This window comes from Kocuria subflava (genome assembly GCF_012163155.1).
GTDB classification, from domain to species: domain Bacteria; phylum Actinomycetota; class Actinomycetes; order Actinomycetales; family Micrococcaceae; genus Kocuria; species Kocuria subflava.
Map to the genome: position 1 here is coordinate 37346 of NZ_JAAVUN010000011.1, position 17763 is coordinate 55108.

General features: G+C 64.6%; 19 protein-coding genes. 3 read left to right on the plus strand and 16 right to left on the minus strand.

Going from position 1 to position 17763, the window contains the following annotated elements:
* Positions 1 to 19: 19 nt before the first annotated feature.
* The 5 genes from rplT to GTW58_RS07060 all read right to left on the minus strand — a co-directional run bounded on the left by rplT (position 20) and on the right by GTW58_RS07060 (position 4266).
* A complete protein-coding gene (gene rplT / locus GTW58_RS07040) occupies positions 20 to 406 on the minus strand; it encodes a 50S ribosomal protein L20 (RefSeq protein ID WP_047692785.1) in 387 nt (128 codons plus the stop codon).
* A gap of 105 nt (positions 407 to 511) precedes the next feature.
* A complete protein-coding gene (gene rpmI / locus GTW58_RS07045) occupies positions 512 to 706 on the minus strand; it encodes a 50S ribosomal protein L35 (protein WP_047692783.1) in 195 nt (64 codons plus the stop codon).
* Between the two features lie 149 nt (positions 707 to 855).
* The gene (gene infC, locus GTW58_RS07050; protein WP_209436429.1) at positions 856 to 2109 is read right to left on the minus strand and encodes a translation initiation factor IF-3; all 1254 of its coding nucleotides are present in this window, start codon (positions 2107 to 2109) and stop codon (positions 856 to 858) included.
* A gap of 325 nt (positions 2110 to 2434) precedes the next feature.
* Entirely contained in the window at positions 2435 to 3373 is a 939-nt protein-coding gene (locus GTW58_RS07055; RefSeq protein WP_232818075.1) for an SDR family NAD(P)-dependent oxidoreductase, read from the minus strand.
* A gap of 32 nt (positions 3374 to 3405) precedes the next feature.
* Positions 3406 to 4266 (minus strand): serine hydrolase, encoded by an 861-nt coding sequence (locus GTW58_RS07060; RefSeq protein WP_119933270.1) that lies wholly within the window; start codon positions 4264 to 4266, stop codon positions 3406 to 3408.
* A 106-nt stretch (positions 4267 to 4372) separates the two neighbouring features.
* Here GTW58_RS07060 and GTW58_RS07065 point away from each other — a divergent pair, with 106 nt between their 5' ends.
* Entirely contained in the window at positions 4373 to 4837 is a 465-nt protein-coding gene (locus tag GTW58_RS07065; RefSeq protein WP_047689796.1) for a DUF1844 domain-containing protein, read from the plus strand.
* Between the two features lie 87 nt (positions 4838 to 4924).
* On the opposite strand, the gene GTW58_RS07070 is transcribed toward GTW58_RS07065, so the two are convergent.
* From GTW58_RS07070 to GTW58_RS07100, 7 genes are all read right to left on the minus strand, one after another.
* Complete coding sequence (locus GTW58_RS07070) at positions 4925 to 5869, minus strand: SseB family protein (protein ID WP_047689794.1); 945 nt, start codon at positions 5867 to 5869, stop codon at positions 4925 to 4927.
* Positions 5869 to 6657, minus strand: a complete 789-nt coding sequence (priA, locus tag GTW58_RS07075) for a bifunctional 1-(5-phosphoribosyl)-5-((5-phosphoribosylamino)methylideneamino)imidazole-4-carboxamide isomerase/phosphoribosylanthranilate isomerase PriA (RefSeq protein WP_052209490.1) — start codon at positions 6655 to 6657, stop codon at positions 5869 to 5871. Before priA ends, GTW58_RS07070 begins: the two co-directional genes overlap by 1 nt.
* Before the next feature lie 64 nt (positions 6658 to 6721).
* On the minus strand, positions 6722 to 6889 hold the full coding sequence (locus GTW58_RS07080) for a hypothetical protein (protein ID WP_168023483.1): 168 nt from the start codon (positions 6887 to 6889) through the stop codon (positions 6722 to 6724).
* Positions 6886 to 7707 carry an imidazole glycerol phosphate synthase subunit HisH gene (gene hisH, locus GTW58_RS07085; RefSeq protein ID WP_052209486.1) on the minus strand — a complete coding sequence of 274 codons (822 nt, stop codon included), beginning with the start codon at positions 7705 to 7707 and terminating at the stop codon, positions 6886 to 6888. The genes GTW58_RS07080 and hisH overlap by 4 nt, the downstream gene beginning before the upstream one ends.
* Complete coding sequence (gene hisB, locus GTW58_RS07090) at positions 7707 to 8342, minus strand: imidazoleglycerol-phosphate dehydratase HisB (RefSeq protein ID WP_047689792.1); 636 nt, start codon at positions 8340 to 8342, stop codon at positions 7707 to 7709. The genes hisH and hisB overlap by 1 nt, the downstream gene beginning before the upstream one ends.
* Before the next feature lie 64 nt (positions 8343 to 8406).
* Positions 8407 to 9516: a histidinol-phosphate transaminase gene (locus tag GTW58_RS07095; protein WP_119933271.1), complete on the minus strand. Its 1110-nt coding sequence runs from the start codon at positions 9514 to 9516 to the stop codon at positions 8407 to 8409.
* Positions 9517 to 9593: 77 nt separating this feature from the next.
* The gene (locus GTW58_RS07100; protein ID WP_052209485.1) at positions 9594 to 10097 is read right to left on the minus strand and encodes a LysM peptidoglycan-binding domain-containing protein; all 504 of its coding nucleotides are present in this window, start codon (positions 10095 to 10097) and stop codon (positions 9594 to 9596) included.
* Between the two features lie 317 nt (positions 10098 to 10414).
* Here GTW58_RS07100 and lexA point away from each other — a divergent pair, with 317 nt between their 5' ends.
* Positions 10415 to 11185 (plus strand): transcriptional repressor LexA, encoded by a 771-nt coding sequence (lexA, locus tag GTW58_RS07105; RefSeq protein ID WP_047689788.1) that lies wholly within the window; start codon positions 10415 to 10417, stop codon positions 11183 to 11185.
* 46 nt (positions 11186 to 11231) lie between these two features.
* On the opposite strand, the gene GTW58_RS07110 is transcribed toward lexA, so the two are convergent.
* From GTW58_RS07110 to hflX, 3 genes are read right to left on the minus strand one after another with little or no spacing between them, the layout of a single operon-like run.
* Positions 11232 to 12254: a zinc-dependent alcohol dehydrogenase family protein gene (locus tag GTW58_RS07110; RefSeq protein ID WP_047689786.1), complete on the minus strand. Its 1023-nt coding sequence runs from the start codon at positions 12252 to 12254 to the stop codon at positions 11232 to 11234.
* 15 nt (positions 12255 to 12269) lie between these two features.
* Positions 12270 to 14366 (minus strand): ATP-dependent DNA helicase, encoded by a 2097-nt coding sequence (locus GTW58_RS07115; RefSeq protein WP_119933272.1) that lies wholly within the window; start codon positions 14364 to 14366, stop codon positions 12270 to 12272.
* Entirely contained in the window at positions 14363 to 16033 is a 1671-nt protein-coding gene (gene hflX / locus GTW58_RS07120) for a GTPase HflX (RefSeq protein ID WP_119933273.1), read from the minus strand. The genes GTW58_RS07115 and hflX overlap by 4 nt, the downstream gene beginning before the upstream one ends.
* Positions 16034 to 16169: 136 nt before the next feature.
* Here hflX and GTW58_RS07125 point away from each other — a divergent pair, with 136 nt between their 5' ends.
* The gene (locus GTW58_RS07125; protein ID WP_119933274.1) at positions 16170 to 16814 is read left to right on the plus strand and encodes a class I SAM-dependent methyltransferase; all 645 of its coding nucleotides are present in this window, start codon (positions 16170 to 16172) and stop codon (positions 16812 to 16814) included.
* Here GTW58_RS07125 and dapF read toward each other — a convergent pair.
* Entirely contained in the window at positions 16795 to 17745 is a 951-nt protein-coding gene (gene dapF / locus GTW58_RS07130) for a diaminopimelate epimerase (RefSeq protein ID WP_119933289.1), read from the minus strand. The two genes, GTW58_RS07125 and dapF, sit on opposite strands and share 20 nt — an antisense overlap.
* Between the last annotated feature and the right edge of the window lie 18 nt (positions 17746 to 17763).

Here is a 17763-nt window from a genome sequence, read left to right on the forward strand (position 1 = left end):
GTGCGCGTCTGAGGGTGACTCAGGCGGCGTCGCGCGGAGCGGAGGTGTCAGCCGGCAGAGCGTTCTTGGCAACCTCAACCAGCGCCACAAAGGCAGCGTTGTCGTTGACGGCCAGCTCGGCCAGCATGCGACGGTCAACCTCAACCTCAGCCAGCTTCAGGCCCTGGATGAAACGGTTGTAGGTCAGGCCGTTGGCGCGAGCGGCAGCGTTGATGCGCTGGATCCACAGGCGACGGAAGTCACCCTTGCGGGCGCGGCGGTGATCGTAGTTGTAAACGTACGAGTGGATGACCTGTTCCTTGGCCTTGCGGTACAGGCGCGAGCGCTGTCCGCGGTAGCCGGAGGCGGCTTCCAGGGTGGTCCGACGCTTCTTGTGGGCGTTTACCGCCCGCTTCACACGTGCCACGTGTGTACTCCTTACGGTCTTGCTCCCGGTTCAACGCGGGAACGGCTTACAAGTTTTGGGGTGCGGAGCTGAACATCAGCCCGCCAAGTGCTCAATGAGCCAGGGTCACTTTCCCAGCATCTTCTTGACAACCTTGGCCTCACCGGGGGTGACGATCTTGTCACCGGCCAGGCGGCGGGTCAGTCGCGAGGACTTGTGCTCCAGGTAGTGGCGGCGGTTGGCCTGCTGACGCTTGACCTTGCCCGAACCCGTGATCTTGAAGCGCTTCTTGGCACCCGAGTGGGTCTTCATCTTCGGCATGTCGGCCGTCTCCTTGTTTCTCTCACCGCGGTCGCGGTGCGTCACCGTCCTGGTGACCTGGTCTGCGCTGTGCCGCGCTGGGGTTGCGCGGCACAGCCCTTAGGTGCTCGTTCTGCTCGATCCCTGGCGGGTTCAGCAGGTGAGTCGGGTCAGCCCTTGCTCGGACCCGGCTTGGGGCCGGGCTTGGGAGTTGCGCCGGGCTTCGGCGCGGGGCTTGCGGAACCGCCCGGTTTGGGGGCTGCTCCTGGCTTGGGTGCCGCACCGGTTGCGGCGGGGCGGGCGGCTGCCGGTCGCGGTGCTGCTGCACCCGGGGCACCCGCCGGACGCGGGGAACCGGTGCGGGGACCGGACGACGACGCCGGACGCGGCGCACCTGAGCGGGCCGGTGCACCGGTACGCGGACCGGATGATGCCGGACGGCCACCCTCCGGTCGGCCGCCACCAGCAGGCCGACCTGCCGGACGTCCACCACGATCGGAACCACGCTCCGGGCGCTCCGTGCGATCCGGCCGTTCGCCACGATCGGCGCCACGGGAACCACCACGCTCGGTGGGACGTCCACGGCCACCGGCGGGGCGTTCACGGCGCTCCTCCTTGGGTGCCATGACCGGCGGCTGGTCTTCGGAGACCTTCAGAGGCGGTGCCCCTTCCGGAACCTCGAACTTCTGCTCAGCCATCTTGCGCAGTTCCTCGGGGATGGCCTCACCAATGCTGTTGCCACCCACGGGCAGAGCCGAATCGGTGTCGATCATCCCGGCGGCGCGGGCTTCACGCTCGCGGTCACGACGGGAGGACTTGGTCTTCTGCGGCAGGCGCTCTTCAGCGCCGTCCGACACCTTGGCGCGACGCGCAGCTGCACGGGCCTCGGACTTGTTCTTGAGCGGGCCCAGGACCATGACCATGTTACGTCCGTCCTGACGCGGGCTGGACTCGACCTGACCGAACTCGCCCAAGTCTTCTGCCAGCTTCTGGAGCAGACGCACACCCATCTCCGGGCGTGACTGCTCACGGCCGCGGAACTGGATCATGGCCTTGACCTTGTCACCCTCGCCCAGGAAGCGGCGGGCGTGGCCAACCTTGGTCTCGTAATCGTGGTCATCGATCTTCAGACGGAAACGGACCTCTTTGAGGTTGGTGTTCGTCTGGTTCTTGCGGGACTCACGGGCCTTGACGGCAGCCTCGTACTTGTACTTGCCGAAGTCCATGAGCTTGGCCACAGGCGGCTTTGCGTTGGGAGCCACCTCGACCAGATCCAGGTCCGATTCGCGGGCAAGTCGCATGGCATCCTCAACTCGGACTATGCCAACCTGCTCGCCACCGGGGCCCACAAGACGGACCTCGGGGACTCGGATTCTGTCGTTGATGCGTGGATCGCTGATGCTTGACTCCTGATCTAGTGCCAGGTTCCACCCCGGCTACATGGTGCTCTTCGAGTGCTGGTGGCAACAAAAAACCTCCGCTGCCACGTGGGGCAAGCGGAGGTCACCTGACTAATCACACCGGAACTTCACGTTCCACACGTCATCCTGAAGATGCTGTGACGGTTCACATTTGAACCGTGGCGGACGGTCATCGTCTCTGACCCGGGGGCTGTTCCAGCTGATGACTTCAGATGGCGGCCCGCGCGGGTGGGAGTCACCTCCACTTGCGCACTGCCGACCATCATACACACTGAGGCGCCGGACCAGCAGGGGGCGGAACGTGATCCCGCTTTCGTCACCCCCAGGATCACAAGTCGGAATCTTCGGCCAGGAAAGGGGCAGTGAGCGATTCCATCACTTCCCACAATTCGTCCTCGCGGCCGACGTCGTACGACTCCGCTGACGAACTGGTGATGTGGTCACGGTCTATGTAGGCACCTGACGGGCCAGACACATCCCCGACCAGGGCATTCTTGAACAACTGGCCGGCCCTCTGCTGAGTGGTGGCCAATGGCGAAAGCGTGAGAACCGGCAGGACGTACCGCAGGGCAAAGCGCGCGGCAGGCCCGGCATCACGCCCCAGACCCGTGCTCGGCACAAAACCCGGGTTGAACGATTGAATCGACCACGACTCTGCGCAACGGCGTGCCCAGGCATGAACCAGGTAGATGGCCGCCAGTTTGCTGGTTGAGTAGGCCATGCGACCCGCCCTTGGACTCAATGGATTCTCGAAGGCACCCGGGCGAACAAGAACTTGAGGGTACATCCACTGCGGAGCTGGCACCATGCCCAAGTTGTGCCGGAGATCGCCAAAATGAGTGTCGCTGACGGTGACCACTGCGTGCACACCTGTGGCACCACTGGCGTGAAAGCTTCGAAGCAGCAGGTGGTTGGCCAGGACGTTCACCGCGAACGTTGCCTCGTAGCCGTCCATGGAGTCCCGGGTGGCCGTTACGTACTGGGCCCCCGCATTGAGTCCCAGAACACCCAGTGGAGGAAGTGCGCCACGGCGGATGCGGCCGGTCACCTCAACCGCTGCTTGCCGCACACTGGTCAAAGACAACAGGTCAGCGTCGATTGTGGATATTCGCTCCGTGGAGCTCTCACGGGTTTGTAACGCACCTCGAGCTCGGGGCCGCGCCAACACCACCAAGTGGGCGTCAGGGTTCTCAGCCAGGACGCGTCGTGCTGCCGTTGCCCCGATGCCGCGAGAGGCTCCCGTCATCACGATGGTCTGCTCTGCCACGGGAATCCAACCTCCTCGCGTGATGTGTGTAGTCAACCATCACTTTCGAGCGTTTCCAATGCCAGTACCTCTACATCAACAGTTGGAGTGGGTGTGATCACGGACACGAATGCGCCGCGGCATCGCTCCAGATCGATGATCAGATGGGATGCGAACCCAGCGGCGAATCCGCTGTGCCAGGCCATGTCCCGACCGTTGGTCTTGTCCACGAAGAAGCCTGCGGCAACCCTGCCCTTGGAATCGGTGTGCAGTGTTTTGAAGCAGTCTTGAAATGGACCGTCTTGGACCAGTAGCGCTGTCAAAATGGTGGCGAAATCCTGGGCACTCCCGCGAATGGCCCCTGCAGGTGCGTATCCGCGCCCTGTCCAGGACCGTGCCCGTCCGCCGAACACCGTGTAGCTCACGGCATCATCCACGCAGTGGTGTTTCACCGCTTCTTCCACCCGAAGAGTGGGACAGGCCAGCGCGGTGGCCAGATGTTCCTGAACCAGTCCGGGGTAATTCACCCCGGCCGCCGCTGCCAAAGCATGACCGAGTGCTGCTCCGCCAACAGTGGAGTACCGGCACACCCCGGCGTCCGTCACAGTGGCTTCTCTGAGGTGACGCATGAACTCTGCGACGTCCTGCGGCTGGGGATCCCGGCCGAGCACCGTAGCCATGCCTTGCTTGAAGCGAATGCAACGACCGCCCACTTCTCGTGGCAAACCAGAGGTGTGCGTCAAACACGATTGCAGCGTGATCCTGCCGACTGCAGTTCCATGAACAGGTAAGTACTGTTCCAGCCTGTCATTGGCTGCGATGAGACCTTGATCCAGCAACTTGGTGTAGATCATGCCGGCCAGGCCGGTGTCACCGTCCAGTCTGGTGGTCGACGACACAGGATCAGGCCTCATGAGCCCTCACGCTACTGAGACCTGGCACCAGGTGAAAGTCACCTCGCGGTCGGTCTCCGCCCGCTCCGTGCTCTGGGTTCACACGCGCACCGCATAGGCTGGGGCCATGACTTCCGAGAACACTTTCCGCTTTGGGGCAGCTGGTTCCGACGACGCCGCAGCCACCTCCGCAGGACACGACGATCCGGTGAACCAGGACACAAGCTCCACTGGCTTGGACGCTGACACCAAGGCCGCGGTCGATGAGCAGATGCGCGACATTGCAGAGGTCCCGGCGATCGAGGTCATCACCACTTCGGCCGTTCACCTGATGTCAGCTGCGGCCGTCAAATGTGGGTTGGCGGATGGCCCGGATGCTGATGAGCTGAAGGACCTGGATGAGGCCCGCAAACTGATCACCGCTCTGGCCGGGTTTGTGACCGCTGCGGCGCCTGAGATCGGGTCCCAGCACGCCGCGCCCCTGCGCGACGGCCTGCGCTCACTACAGTTGGCCTTCCGTGAAGCCTCACCGTTCCCGGACCAACCGGGGCAAGGCCCGGGTGAGAAGTTCACCGGCCCCGTCTACGCCTGAGTCGGACGGTCCCACCCTTCAGAACACGCTTTGAGCCACCTGGAACACCTGAAACATGGCTCAAAGCGTGTTCTCAATCCGACGACCTCAGATTCGGGCGGTTTCCAAGGAGATCTCCAGGGAATCAACCTGGCCAGCCACCACACTCTGCGTTGACAGTCGGTTCTGGAAGGCTGAAAGCACCTGATTGAGTTTGTGCTGATCCATTCCCGGCAGCAGCTGAAGCACCACCGTGAGTTCAGGACCAGATCCACCTCCGCGCAGGGCCGCATCAGATCCGGACTGCGCGGTATCAGATCCGTGCAGTGCCGCATGAGATCTGGCTGAATCTGCAGTGCCAGCAACGTGTGCGGAAGCCACGGCATCCACCCCGCGCCCTGGCCGGACGTTGGCGCCGGCCACACCGTCCAGGCCCAGAGCTGCGTTGAGCACCGCTTGAGACACAGGTGCAGAAGCGTAGGAGGGCACCCAGGTTTCCCCCTTGGCCACGGCCCACAATGCAGGGCGGCGCACCACAAACGGGCTGCCGGCACCCGGGTTGAGCACCAACAACTCGGTGCCGTCCTTGACCGCGGCGATCGCAATCTTGCGCACCTGAGCAGCCACGGGGCGTGCCTGCGCGTGCCACTGAGGAATCAGACGGTCGGAGGTGAACACCGGTTGCGCTTTGCGGCCATCAGCAGCCTGCAAAGTCACCAGGGACATGTCAGCTTCCTTGTCCGCCACCAGACCCTCAGCGGTGATCTCCGAATGGCTAACTTCTGCCATCACGGGCACGAACAAGCGGGTGTCAGCCAGGGCTGCCACCACGTCCGTTTCATCCACCAGCCCGTTCTGCCACTGCTCAAAGGTGCGTTCCAGGGCGGCGTCTGCAGCGCCGTCGTCGTGAGGGAACTGGTGGTGATGGCCGTGGGCCAGATCCCGGCCGGCCCACGGCCGACCACCGGTGTCGGTCTCACCTCCCGCGCTGCGCAGCTGAGCCGCAATGTGCGGGGGCAGCGGTCGAGACCCGTCAGGTGTGCGTTCAGACATCAGGAGCCCGGGCGGCCGGCGACGTCCAGCGCCTGCTCCAGGGTGAAGCGCCCGGCGTACAGGGCCTTGCCCATGATGGCGCCCTCCACCCCGGAGCCGACCAACTGGCGCAGTGCTGCAATGTCCTCAAGCGTGGCGATCCCGCCGGAGGCCACCACGGGCTTGTTGGTCCGTTCAGCAACCTGCTTGAGCAACTCCACGTTGGGGCCCTTGAGCGTGCCGTCCTTGGTGACGTCCGTGACCACGTAACGCGAACAGCCGTCCGCTTCCAGACGGTCCAGGACCTCCCAAAGGTCGCCGCCCTCCTTGGTCCACCCGCGGGCAGCGAGGGTGGTGCCACGGACATCCAGACCCACGGCGATCTTCTCCCCGTACTGGCTGATCACCTTGCGGGTCCACTCCGGGTTCTCCAGAGCTGCGGTGCCCAGGTTCACGCGGGCCGGATCCAGGGACAGGGCCCGCTCCAGGGATTCGTCATCCCGGATACCGCCGGACATCTCCACTTTCAGGTCCAGGGACTGGGCCACGCGAGTCAGCACGTCAATGTTCTCCCCGGTGCCGAAGGCGGCATCCAGGTCCACCAGGTGCAGCCACTGAGCACCAGCGTTCTGCCAGGCCAAAGCCGCTTCCAAAGGATCCCCGTAACCGGTCTCCGAGCCGGATTCCCCCTGGACCAGACGCACGGCCTGGCCGTCGCGGACATCGACGGCGGGCAGCAGCTCCAGGCGGGGCAGCCCCTCGCCCTGAGCCACCAAATCGGATACGGACGGCGTGGTGTTCTCAGTCATGGATTCCTCACGAGTTGTGATGATGTGGGTCAAAAGTCACGGGCAGGCAGATCAACTGGGCACCTCAAGCGTTGAGGCCGACCAGCCAGGACCACGCACCGTAGAGAATCAGGGCCCCGGAGGCCACGGCCATCAAGGCCACCACCCACTTGGGGAAACCTTGTTGGTGGAAGGAGATGACTCCCCCGGCCAGGAACGCCCCGAGCACCAGGAGAATGACGGACCAGGTCATGCAGCACCTGCTTGGCGGTTGGCCTGCTCCTGGGCTTCCGGCAGACCGTCGTCGTCATTGCGGGCATCCAGCCGCGCGTCCAAACGGCCCGTGATGGGCAGGGTGCTGATCCAGTTGCGCAGCAACTGCAGTCCGGCCTCCCCCGATTTCTCCGGGTGGAACTGGGTGGCGCACAGCGGACCATTCTCCACCGCGGCAATGAACGGGGAACCGTGTTCGGCCCAGGTGACCTGAGGCGGGACCATGTGTTCGCTGCCCACGGTGAAGTTCCATTCCTGGACTCCGTAGGAGTGGACAAAGTAGAAGCGCTCGTCCTGGATGCCCTGGAAAAGCTGAGTCTGCTCCGGCGGCTGAACCGTGTTCCACCCCATGTGCGGCACCACGGGCGCATTCAAACGCTCCACCACCCCGGGCCATTCCCCCAGGCCCTGGGTCTGCTCGCCGTGTTCAACACCCTGTTCGAACAGCACCTGCAAACCCACACAAATGCCCAGGACCGGGCGGCCACCCATCAGACGCCGTTCGATCAGGCCAACGGCACCCACCTCACGCAGCCCGTCCACCACGGCCTTGAAGGCGCCCACACCGGGCACCACCAGACCGTCAGCGTCCAGTACCGCCTGCTTGTCCCGGGTCAACAGCACCCGGGAACCTGCGGCCTCCAACGCGCGGACCGCCGAGCGCACATTGCCCGCACCGTAGTCCAGAACGACGACGGTCGGCACCGTCTGCGTGGACTGCGTGACCGGGGGGCCCACAGTTTCCGGGGCAGAAATGGTCTTGCCCTCCGGCGTCACACCTTCTTCAGGGCTGCGCATCACAGCGCTCCCTTGGTGGAGGGCACACCCGTGACCCGGGGATCGGACTCAACGGCGGTGCGCAAAGCGCGGGCCAGGGCCTTGAACTGGGCCTCGGCAATGTGGTGCGGGTCCCGGCCCCTGATGAGCTCCATGTGGAGGCAGATCTCCGCGTGGAAGGTCAGGGACTCGAACACGTGCTGGACCATGGAGCCGGTGAAGTGCCCACCGATCAGGTGGTACTGCTGACCTTCCGGCTCCCCCACGTGCACGCAGTACGGGCGCCCGGAAACATCCACCACGGCGCGCGCCAGCGTCTCGTCCAGGGGAACGGATGCCTCACCAAATCGGCGGATTCCGCGCTTGTCTCCCAAAGCCTGTTTGATGGCTTCACCAATCACAATGGCGGTGTCCTCCACCACGTGGTGAACGTCAATGTGGGTGTCCCCGGTGGCCTGCACGGTCAGGTCGATCAGTGAGTGCTTGGACAAGGCCGTGAGCATGTGGTCATAGAACGGAACGGTGGTGGAGATGTTGTTCTCCCCGGTGCCATCCAGGTTCAGTTCCACCACGATCTGGGACTCACTGGTGGCACGTTCAACACGGGCACGCCGACCCTGACTGTTCTGATCGGGTTGCTGATCTGTGGTGGTCATGAATACTCCGCTGGGTGCTGGTGGATCAAAAGTGACGGTGGTGGGTGTGCTGCCCGGGGGACGGCTACCGGGTCAGGTGAGTTTCCACGGCTTCCAAGAACGCCGTGGTCTCCTCCTCCGTGCCGGCAGTGACCCGCAAATGCCCGGCAATGCCGACATCACGGATCAGGATGCCGCGACTCAGCAACTCCTGCCACAACGCCGGGGCATCAAAGTCCCCACCGAAGAACACAAAGTTGGAATCCGACTCGGAGGGTTGCAATCCCAATCGTTTCAGTTCATCAACAATGCGGTCACGCTGCATCTTGATGTCCTCCACATCAGCCAAGAGGCTGCTGCGGTGGCGCAGCGCTGCCAGCGCCGTGGCCTGCGAGACAGCGGACAGGTGGTAGGGCAGGCGGACCAACCGTATGGCATCGGCAATCTCGGCCGCGGCCGCAAAGTACCCGATACGGGCACCAGCCAGGGCGAAGGCCTTGGACATGGTGCGGGTGACCACCAGGCGTGGCCTGCCGGGCAGCAGGCTCAGAGCAGTGGTGGCTGGGTTGCGGGCGAATTCGGCGTAGGCCTCATCCACGATCACGATGCTGTTGCTAGCCTCACCGGCTTGGTACACCGCATCCACGACGTCGTCCTCAAGTGCCGTTCCCGTGGGGTTGTTGGGAGAGCACAGGATCACGATGGACGGCTTGTGTTCACGCACCTGGGCTGCGGCTGATTCTGGGCTCAGCGTGAAGTCCGCTGCGCGTTGCCCGGCAATGAACTCCGTGTTGGTCCCGGCCGCCAGGATGGGGTACATGGAGTAGGTGGGAACAAAGGACAGAACGCTGCGCCCGGGCCCACCAAAAGCCTGCATGAGTTGCTGGAGAATCTCATTGGAGCCATTGGCCGCCCACAGGTTCTCCGGCCCCAGACCCTGGCCCAGATACGCCGCAAGTTCCTCCCGAAGTTCCGTGAACTCACGGTCCGGGTAGCGGTTGAGGTTCAAAGCGGCCATGGAGACTTCCTCCACGATGGCCTGCTGCACCTCAGTGGGGACAGGATGGGTGTTCTCGTTGGTGTTCAACGTGACCGGAACTTCCAACTGCGGGGCTCCGTACGGGCTCTTGCCGCGAAGGTCCTCCCGCAGGGGCAGCGCGTTCAGGAGCTCAGTGCGTGGGTTGGTCTCAGTCACCGCACCAGTCTACGAGGCTCAGCGACTGCCTGCAGGTTCGCTCCGCACCCGGACCCCACCTGCAGGGCCACAAGGCGTCAGTTGACAGGCACCATCAGCTGTTGACCGGTGGTCACGGACTGAGAGGTGAGGTCATTGAGTTCCATGATCTCAGCGATGACCACACGGGTGTCCCGGTCTGAATCGGCAGCCAGCGCCACGTCCCAGAGGCTCTCCCCAGTTGCCACTGTGACCACTTCCGTTCCGGAGCCCTGCACAGGATCCGTGCTGGCCGTGACCGTGGCCGGTGCCACCAAGATCAACAGGGCCATGGCAACGGCTGCAGTGGCCAGCATCACCGGCAAACCCACAAAGAGCAGACGCCCCCGGCGAGTGAGATGCACACGCTGCTTGGCAGCCGCCGCACCCAGCTTCCGAGTGTGCGAGGCTTGGGTGACCTCACGCGGCCCGCGCTGCAGCACCGGCACTGCTGCAACAACTTCTGAGGTGAAAGCACGGCAGCCCGAACGAACGCCGCGCAGCAGCGGGGCCTTGGGGGCCACGTGCGAGGTCAAGCGAGGTACAAAGCTGATGGCTGACATGGGAAGCACTCCTTCTTGCTGAGGTGTTCTACAAACCGTTTGGTCCTGCATGACACCCCGAGGGGCTCGAACAGGTGTTCGATTCCGTTTCGAACAGTTCTAGCACGTGTGTACGAATGATGTCGACACGCATTCGAACATTTGTTTGGTTGCGCCCATCACCTCCCTTATGCTGAGAGGACGTTGACGGGCTGGTTCACCAGCCGATCAACCGCGGGATGACCCCCGTGACTCGACCGGCTTGTTCACCTGGAACCAGTCAACCGAGGGGGTCAGACAACACAAGGATTTGGCCTCGGGCAGCACTAAGGACGGACATGGCACACAAGGACTCAGCCCCCGCAACGGCTGACAGCATTCAGTCGCTTGATGCCCGAAAGCCCTTGTCAGCGCGCCAACAGAAGATCCTGGACGTGATTCGCGCCTCCATTGCCGAGCACGGGTACCCGCCGTCCATGCGGGAGATCGGAGACCTGGCCGGACTGGCGTCCCTGTCCAGCGTGACCCATCAGCTCAATCAGTTGGAGAAGCTCGGTCACATCCGCCGTGATCCCAAACGCCCCCGTGCCATGGAGGTGCTGGATCCCACCGTGGAAACCGGGCAGACCGCTGCAGAGACCGGGCAGACCGCTGCGGAAGTGAACCTCCCGCCGAATGTCACGCCCCTCACGCCGCGTACCCACTCAGCGCAGAGCGAGTACGCGGATGCCGGGGAGATCGCCCTGGTTCCCCTGGTCGGACACATTGCCGCAGGTGTGCCCATCATGGCAGATCAGCAGGTGGAGGACACTGTGGCACTGCCGCGTCAGCTCACCGGCCAGGGCGAGCTGTTCATGCTCATGGTCCGCGGTGACTCCATGATCGATGCCGCCATCTGCGACGGCGACTGGGTGGTGGTCCGCCAACAGAACACCGCGAACAACGGTGACATCGTGGCCGCCCTGCTGGATGACGAGGCCACGGTCAAGACCTTCCGCCAACGTGACGGTCACACCTGGCTGCTGCCCCAGAACACGCAGTACGAACCCATCCTGGGTGATCACGCCACGGTCATGGGCAAGGTGGTCTCCGTACTGCGTAGCCTCTGAAATACCGGTGCCTACACCAACGTGAGGTCAGCGGTCCAGAGTTGGCTCAGGGACGGATCAGGGCCTTGATGGCGCGGCGTTCGTCCATGGCTTTGTAACCTTCGGCGATCTCTCCCAGCGGTAGTTCCAGGTCGAAGACCCTGCCGGGATCGATCTTCCGGTCCCAGATCAGCTGGATGAGTTCGGGCAGGAATCGCCGCACGGGTGCGGGACCACCCAGCAAGCTGACTTCCGCAGCAAACAAGGTCTCACCGGGCAGGGAGACGTCATGGGAGACGCCCACGAATCCCACGTGGCCGCCGGGCCGGGCCGAGTGGATGGCCTGGAGCATGGACTCCTGGGTGCCCACCGCTTCCACCACGGAGTGCGCCCCGTAGCCATCGGTCAGTTCCTTGATCTTGGCCACGCCGTCTTCACCGCGTTCCTCCACGATGTCCGTGGCGCCGAACTCCCGGGCCAGCTTCTGCCGGGACTCGTGGCGGCTCATGGCGATGATGCGTTCCGCCCCCAGTTCCTTTGCGGCCAGCACGGCCAGCAGTCCCACGGCGCCGTCGCCCACCACGGCCACGGTCTTGCCCGGACCGGCCTGCGCTGCCACGGCACCGAACCAGCCCGTTCCCAGCACATCGGAGGCCGCCAGCAAGGACGGGATCAGCTTCGGGTCGGGCTGCCCCGGCGTGGCCACCAGGGTGCCGTCAGCCAGCGGAACCCGGAGCAGTTCGGACTGGGCACCACCGGGGGTGGCGAATTCACCCTGGATGCACCGGGACTGGAATCCGGATTCGCAGATTTCGCATGTGTTGTCCGAGGCCATGAAGGAGCCCACCACAAAGTCCCCCACGGAGACGTTGCGGACGTCGTCGCCAATTTGTTCCACCACTCCCACGTATTCATGGCCCATGGGGCGGGGATCTTGGATTTCGTCAATTCCGCGCCACGGCCACATGTCCGAGCCGCACACACACGCAGCAGTCACCCGGATGATGGCATCGGTGGGCTTCTGGATGGTGGGGTCCTCACGGTCCTCCACCCGTACGTCGCCAGGTCCGTGAATGATGGTTCCGCGCATGGTTGCTCTCCTGTCTCAGGTGTTCGGATCGAGTCGCTTCAAGGCTCCCAGGACCACGGTGCGATCCGCCGTGGTCCACAACGGCGGCAGGCTTGCCCGCAGGAATCCCCCGTACCGGGCTGTGGCAATCCGTGAGTCCAGTATGGCCACCACACCGCGGTCAGAGGCGGAACGGATGAGTCGCCCCGCTCCTTGGGCCAGGCGAACGGCCGCGTGCGTGGCAGAAACGGCCATGAAGCCGTTGCCACCGGCCTCAGCGGTGGCCCGGGTCCGTGCCGTGGACAACGGATCATCGGGGCGCGGGAACGGAATGCGGTCAATCAGCACCAGACGGCAGGAGTCCCCGGGGACGTCCACCCCCTGCCACAGGCTCATGGTCCCGAACAGGCAGGTTTCCGGGTCCTCGGCGAACTCTTTGACCAGGGAGTTCAGTGAGGTCTCCCCTTGGCACAGGATGGGGATCTCTGCGCGCGAGCGCACATGTTCTGCTGCTTCTTCCGCTGCTCGCCGGGAGGAGAACAGCCCCAGAGCAGCACCCCCGGAGGCTTCGATCAACTCCAGGATTTCATCCAGCATGCCAGGGGAAAGTTGGCGCCCGGGCTTTTCCAGGTGCTTGGCCAGGTACAGGATGCCCTGCCGGCCGTAGTCGAACGGGCTTCCCACGTCCACGCCGTCCCACCGCGGGGCACCAGCACCCTGCAGTCCCAGATCACCGGCCACGGAGTCAAAGGACTCCCCCACGGAGAGCGTGGCCGAAGTCATCACCACGGTTCGCTCCGCAAACAGTCCGTCACGCAACTGACCAGCCACGGACAGCGGGGCTATGTGCAGGGTGGCCGGGTCATCGTCCTGGGCGGGCACGTAGCCGCGTCCGGCTTCCCATCCGCCCACACGGGAGAGCCAGAGAACCTCGCGTTGTTCATCGGCCTCCAGCATGCGTTGACACAGTTCCAGGACCTCGGTCACCCGGGAACGCGCCATCTGCCGGCCGCCGTCGGTGTCGGCCTCCTGCCCGGTTCCTCTTTCCGGCTTGGAATCGGTCAACGCTTGCCGGGCGGCGTCACGGATGCGCGCCACCGCTGCTGTCATGGCCTCGGTGAGCCCGCGGGCCAGGAGTTCCGCGGGGACACCGGAGAGGGACCGTTCCAGATCATCGGCACCGGAGCTGAGATCATCGGTCTTGGCCGAGGTGTGCTTGCGGATGGAGGTGGCCGCCGCTCGCACCGTGGCCGCGGACAGCGCCCCGGTCACAGCGCCGGTCACGCGGTCGCGCAGTTCGTGGGCCTCGTCAATGATCACAACGTCGTGTTCGGGCAACACTTGAAGATCTTCAAAGGCGTTGATGGCCAACAGCGCGTGGTTGGTGATCACCACATCCGACTCTGCAGCGCGGGCCTTGGCCAGTTCCGCAAAACACTCCTCCACGAACGGGCAGGAGCGTCCCAGGCACTCGCGTGCCGTGACGGAGATCTGCCGCCAGGCCAGGTCGGTCACCCCGGGCAGGACCTCGTCCCGATCGCCGGCGTCCGTCTTGGCCGCCCAGCCGCGTAGTCGCTGAACTTCTTGCCCCAAGGACGAGACCGGCCCCGACGACGGATGGGAACCTTCCCCGGGGGCGGCGAACAGTGCGCCGTCGTCGTCTTCCGGATAACCGCCCTCCAACTTGTGCAGGCAGGCGTAGTTGCTGCGCCCCTTGAGCAGGGCGACCTCCATGCCCTCCGGCAGCTCGCCCTCCAGAGCGCCCAGGAGCCGCGGGACGTCACGGCCCACCACCTGGGACTGCAGCGCCAAGGTGGCGGTGGCGATCACCACTGGTTTGGAGGCAGCGCCGCGGTTTGCGGCGGCATGGTGAAGTGCTGGCGTCAGGTACGCCAGCGACTTTCCCGTACCCGTGCCCGCCTGGACCAACAGGTGCCGTTTGAGCTCAAGTGCTTCAGCCACTTTGGCGGCCATGAACCGCTGACCGTCACGGCGCTGCCCTCCCAGGGTCTCAACCGCGGTGTCCAGCAACGCAAGCGCATCGGCTGCGCCCGGCAAGGTTTCCGGACGGTCAGTGACCGCCCGGCCCTTGCCGTCGCGAATGCTGTCCGACGGGGAGGCAGGAGCGCTCATGCGGAGTGTGGGGTGGAACCGACCGATTCTGCCTGACCATCGGCCACGGTGAACTCCGGCGGGTTCTCCGGCACGTAGTGCGCCAGTTCCCCGGCCAGGTCCTCACGGACCTTCACCAGAAGGTGCGTGCCCTCGGCAAGGTATTCGGTGCGCAGGATCTCCGCATCCCAGCTGTGCAGGCGAGAGACGACGTCGCCGTCGCTGTAAGGCACCACCATGTCCAGAACGTGATCCGGACGCGGGATGGAGGAGGCGATCAAGTCCTTGAGCTCATCAATCCCGGCACCGGTGTGCGCGGAGACCACAGCCACGTTCCTGTACGTGTTGCGCAGTCGGTCGATCACAAATGGGTCAGCGGCATCAGCCTTGTTGACCACAATGATCTCCGGCAGCGTGGTGGCCTGGATGTCAGCAAGGACCTCACGCACCGCACGGATCTGTCCCTCCGCATCCGGGTGTGCTCCATCCACCACGTGCAGGATCAGATCCGCATCCGCGACCTCTTCCAGGGTGGAGCGGAATGCCTCCACCAGCTGGGTGGGCAAGGATCGGACGAACCCGACGGTGTCGGAGAGGGTGTATCCGATTCCATCCGGTGTGGTGGCCTTGCGGACCGTGGGGTCCAGGGTGGCGAACAGCGCGTTCTCCACCAGCACCCCGGCGTCCGTGAGCCGGTTCAACAATGAGGACTTGCCGGCGTTGGTGTAGCCGGCAATAGCCACTGACGGAACGGAATTGCGACGACGACTGAGCCGCTTGGCCTCACGGGCCGGCTTCATCCCGGCGATCTCCCGCTTCAGCTTTGCCATGCGGGCACGGATGCGGCGGCGGTCCAACTCGATCTTGGTTTCACCGGGACCACGCGAGCCGATGCCTTCACCGGCTGCGGCCCGGCCACCGGCCTGACGGGAGAGGTTGCCACCCCAACCACGCAGACGCGGCAGCATGTACTCCAGTTGGGCCAGTTCAACCTGCGCCTTGCCCTCCTTGGACTTGGCGTGCTGGGCAAAGATGTCCAGGATCAGACCTGTGCGGTCGATGACCTTGACCTTGACCACGTCTTCCAGGGCACGGCGCTGGGAGGGGGCAAGTTCCTCATCCACGATCACGGTGTCCGCACCGGTGGCTGACACGATCTCCTTGAGTTCCAGCGCCTTGCCGGATCCCAGGTAGGTGGCCGGATCCGGGGTGGCACGGCGCTGAATCACGCCGTCCAACACCTCGGAGCCTGCGGTTTCGGCCAAAGCGGCCAGTTCGCGCAGGGAGTTCTCTGCATCCTCGGCGCGGCCAGAGGTCCACAGCCCCGCCAGAACCACCTTCTCCAGGCGTAGTTCTCGGTACTCGACCTCCGTGATGTCCTCGAGTTCCGTGGACAGATTGGCCACACGGCGCAAGGACTGCCGCTCGGCAAGGTCGAACTGGTCTCCGTCAGCTGTGGTGTGAACCGTGCGTTGGGACAGTTCGCGGGCGCGGCCACCCAGAACGTGGGGCTGCCAGTCTCCGGCATCTTGACCGTCGGCGGCGTCCACGATCGTCCCGGAGCCACGGCCTGCGCGGACGCGGGAGAGCACACGCTCCACCACGTCCTCAAGTTCTGACTGGGACGGCTGGTGGCCGCCCCGTGCCGGTGCCGTGGTGTGTTCGGGCGAGTTTTGGGAGTTGGTCATGAATCCTTTTCGTGTTGCAGCCGGCGCTGATCAGGTACCTGCTTGTGGTGTAGCGGCAGGGTGTGGGCCGGCGGGTCTTCCACGGGTACAACGGTGTAACGGTGTGTGTTGTTCCCCGCCGTCTAGGCTATCGGTCATGACGGTGCACTACTTCCTCACCCCGGAAACTCCTGAACAACGTACTCAGATGCAGGTTGAGCTTCGCGGACGCACCGTCTCCGTGGTCACCTCCGCAGGGGTCTTCTCCCCCAAGGCCCTGGACAAGGGCACGGCCGTTCTGCTGGACTCCGCACCTGACCCGGCCGGAAGCGAGTTCTTGGACCTTGGCTGCGGCTGGGGTCCCATCACCCTGGCCCTTGGCCTCTCTGGCGCGAACCTCTCAACGGAGTCAACCGACGACGACGCACCGCGGGTCACCGCCGTGGACGTCAATGAACGCTCTCTGGCCTTGACCCGGGACAACGCTGCCGCCAACGGCGTTCGCGCGGAAACCTACCTGCCGGAGGACGTTCCTGCCGAGCGGCGCTTTGACGTGATCTGGTCCAATCCGCCCATCCGTGTTGGCAAGGAGGCCCTGCACCAGATCCTGTTGCAGTGGCTGCCGCGGTTGAGTCCGGACGGGGTTGCCTGGTTGGTGGTGCAGAAGAACTTGGGGGCAGACTCCCTGCAGAAATGGCTGGTGACGGCTTTGGCGGAGGCCACCGGCCAGAGCTGGGACGTGAAGCGTAGTGCCACGTCCAAAGGCTTTCGGGTGCTTGCGGTCAGCCGAAAGTCCCGGTAGCCACCACCACGGCGGGCCCGGCCAGGACCACGTGTTCAGCCCCGTGCGGGCCCTCCACGAATGTTGCTGAGACCACGCCACCGGGGACTTCCACCAACCATTCATCGGGTGCTGTCTCCCCGGCCCAGAAACGCGTGGCGGCAGCGGCAGCGCAGGCACCGGTTCCGCAGGACTGGGTCTCCCCCACGCCGCGTTCGTGAACACGCATGAGGATCCGACCGATCTCCTCGGAGCCCTCCCCTTCCTCGTCAATGGGCACCACAAATTCCACGTTGGTGCCTTCCGGCGGGGTGGGCCGCACTGTGGGTTCCGTGAACAGTTCCAGTGAATCCAGCTTTTCGCCCTCGGCGAGAGCCACCACCGTGTGCGGGTTGCCCATGGTGATGGACACCGCCGGACGCGGGACGCGCAGCCCACCACCCGTGACCACGGCATCAGATCCGCGGGAGCGAGCGGAATCGCCGTCGATGAATCCCCACGGCCCCATGTCCACGGCGTACCCGTCCGCCGTGCGAGCCACGGTCTTGACCCCCGCACGGGTGCCGATGCGGACCACCTCCCCCTGGGGCAGGTCGATCAATCCCTGTGCGGCCAGCACGTGGACGAAGACTCGGACACCGTTACCGCACATCTCAGCAATGGAGCCGTCCCCGTTGCGGTAATCCATGAACCATTCTGCTTCCGGCGCCTGGTCCAACAACGCCGCGCCCTCGTCCAGGTTGGCCGAACGGGTGATGCGGATGAAACCGTCACCACCGATTCCCTGGTGACGGTCACACGCCAACTGCACGGTCTCTTCCGAGAGCAGCAGTTCGGCCTCAGGATCCACCACCACCACAAAGTCATTGCCTGTGCCGTGTGCCTTGATGAAAGGCCACCCGGTCAGCTCACCAAAAACCTCATCGGCACGGGTGCGCTCAGCGGCGGACAGTGCCTGGGAGCCGGCGTG

Coding starts and splice junctions, on each gene's coding strand:
- rpmI (WP_047692783.1), bottom strand. CDS start 706: ATGCCGAAGATGAAGACCCACTCGGGTGCCAAGAAGCGCTTCAAGATC.
- GTW58_RS07060 (WP_119933270.1), bottom strand. CDS start 4,266: ATGAGGCCTGATCCTGTGTCGTCGACCACCAGACTGGACGGTGACACC.
- GTW58_RS07065 (WP_047689796.1), top strand. CDS start 4,373: ATGACTTCCGAGAACACTTTCCGCTTTGGGGCAGCTGGTTCCGACGAC.
- GTW58_RS07070 (WP_047689794.1), bottom strand. CDS start 5,869: ATGTCTGAACGCACACCTGACGGGTCTCGACCGCTGCCCCCGCACATT.
- priA (WP_052209490.1), bottom strand. CDS start 6,657: ATGACTGAGAACACCACGCCGTCCGTATCCGATTTGGTGGCTCAGGGC.
- GTW58_RS07080 (WP_168023483.1), bottom strand. CDS start 6,889: ATGACCTGGTCCGTCATTCTCCTGGTGCTCGGGGCGTTCCTGGCCGGG.
- hisH (WP_052209486.1), bottom strand. CDS start 7,707: ATGCGCAGCCCTGAAGAAGGTGTGACGCCGGAGGGCAAGACCATTTCT.
- hisB (WP_047689792.1), bottom strand. CDS start 8,342: ATGACCACCACAGATCAGCAACCCGATCAGAACAGTCAGGGTCGGCGT.
- GTW58_RS07100 (WP_052209485.1), bottom strand. CDS start 10,097: ATGTCAGCCATCAGCTTTGTACCTCGCTTGACCTCGCACGTGGCCCCC.
- lexA (WP_047689788.1), top strand. CDS start 10,415: ATGGCACACAAGGACTCAGCCCCCGCAACGGCTGACAGCATTCAGTCG.
- GTW58_RS07110 (WP_047689786.1), bottom strand. CDS start 12,254: ATGCGCGGAACCATCATTCACGGACCTGGCGACGTACGGGTGGAGGAC.
- GTW58_RS07115 (WP_119933272.1), bottom strand. CDS start 14,366: ATGAGCGCTCCTGCCTCCCCGTCGGACAGCATTCGCGACGGCAAGGGC.
- hflX (WP_119933273.1), bottom strand. CDS start 16,033: ATGACCAACTCCCAAAACTCGCCCGAACACACCACGGCACCGGCACGG.
- GTW58_RS07125 (WP_119933274.1), top strand. CDS start 16,170: ATGACGGTGCACTACTTCCTCACCCCGGAAACTCCTGAACAACGTACT.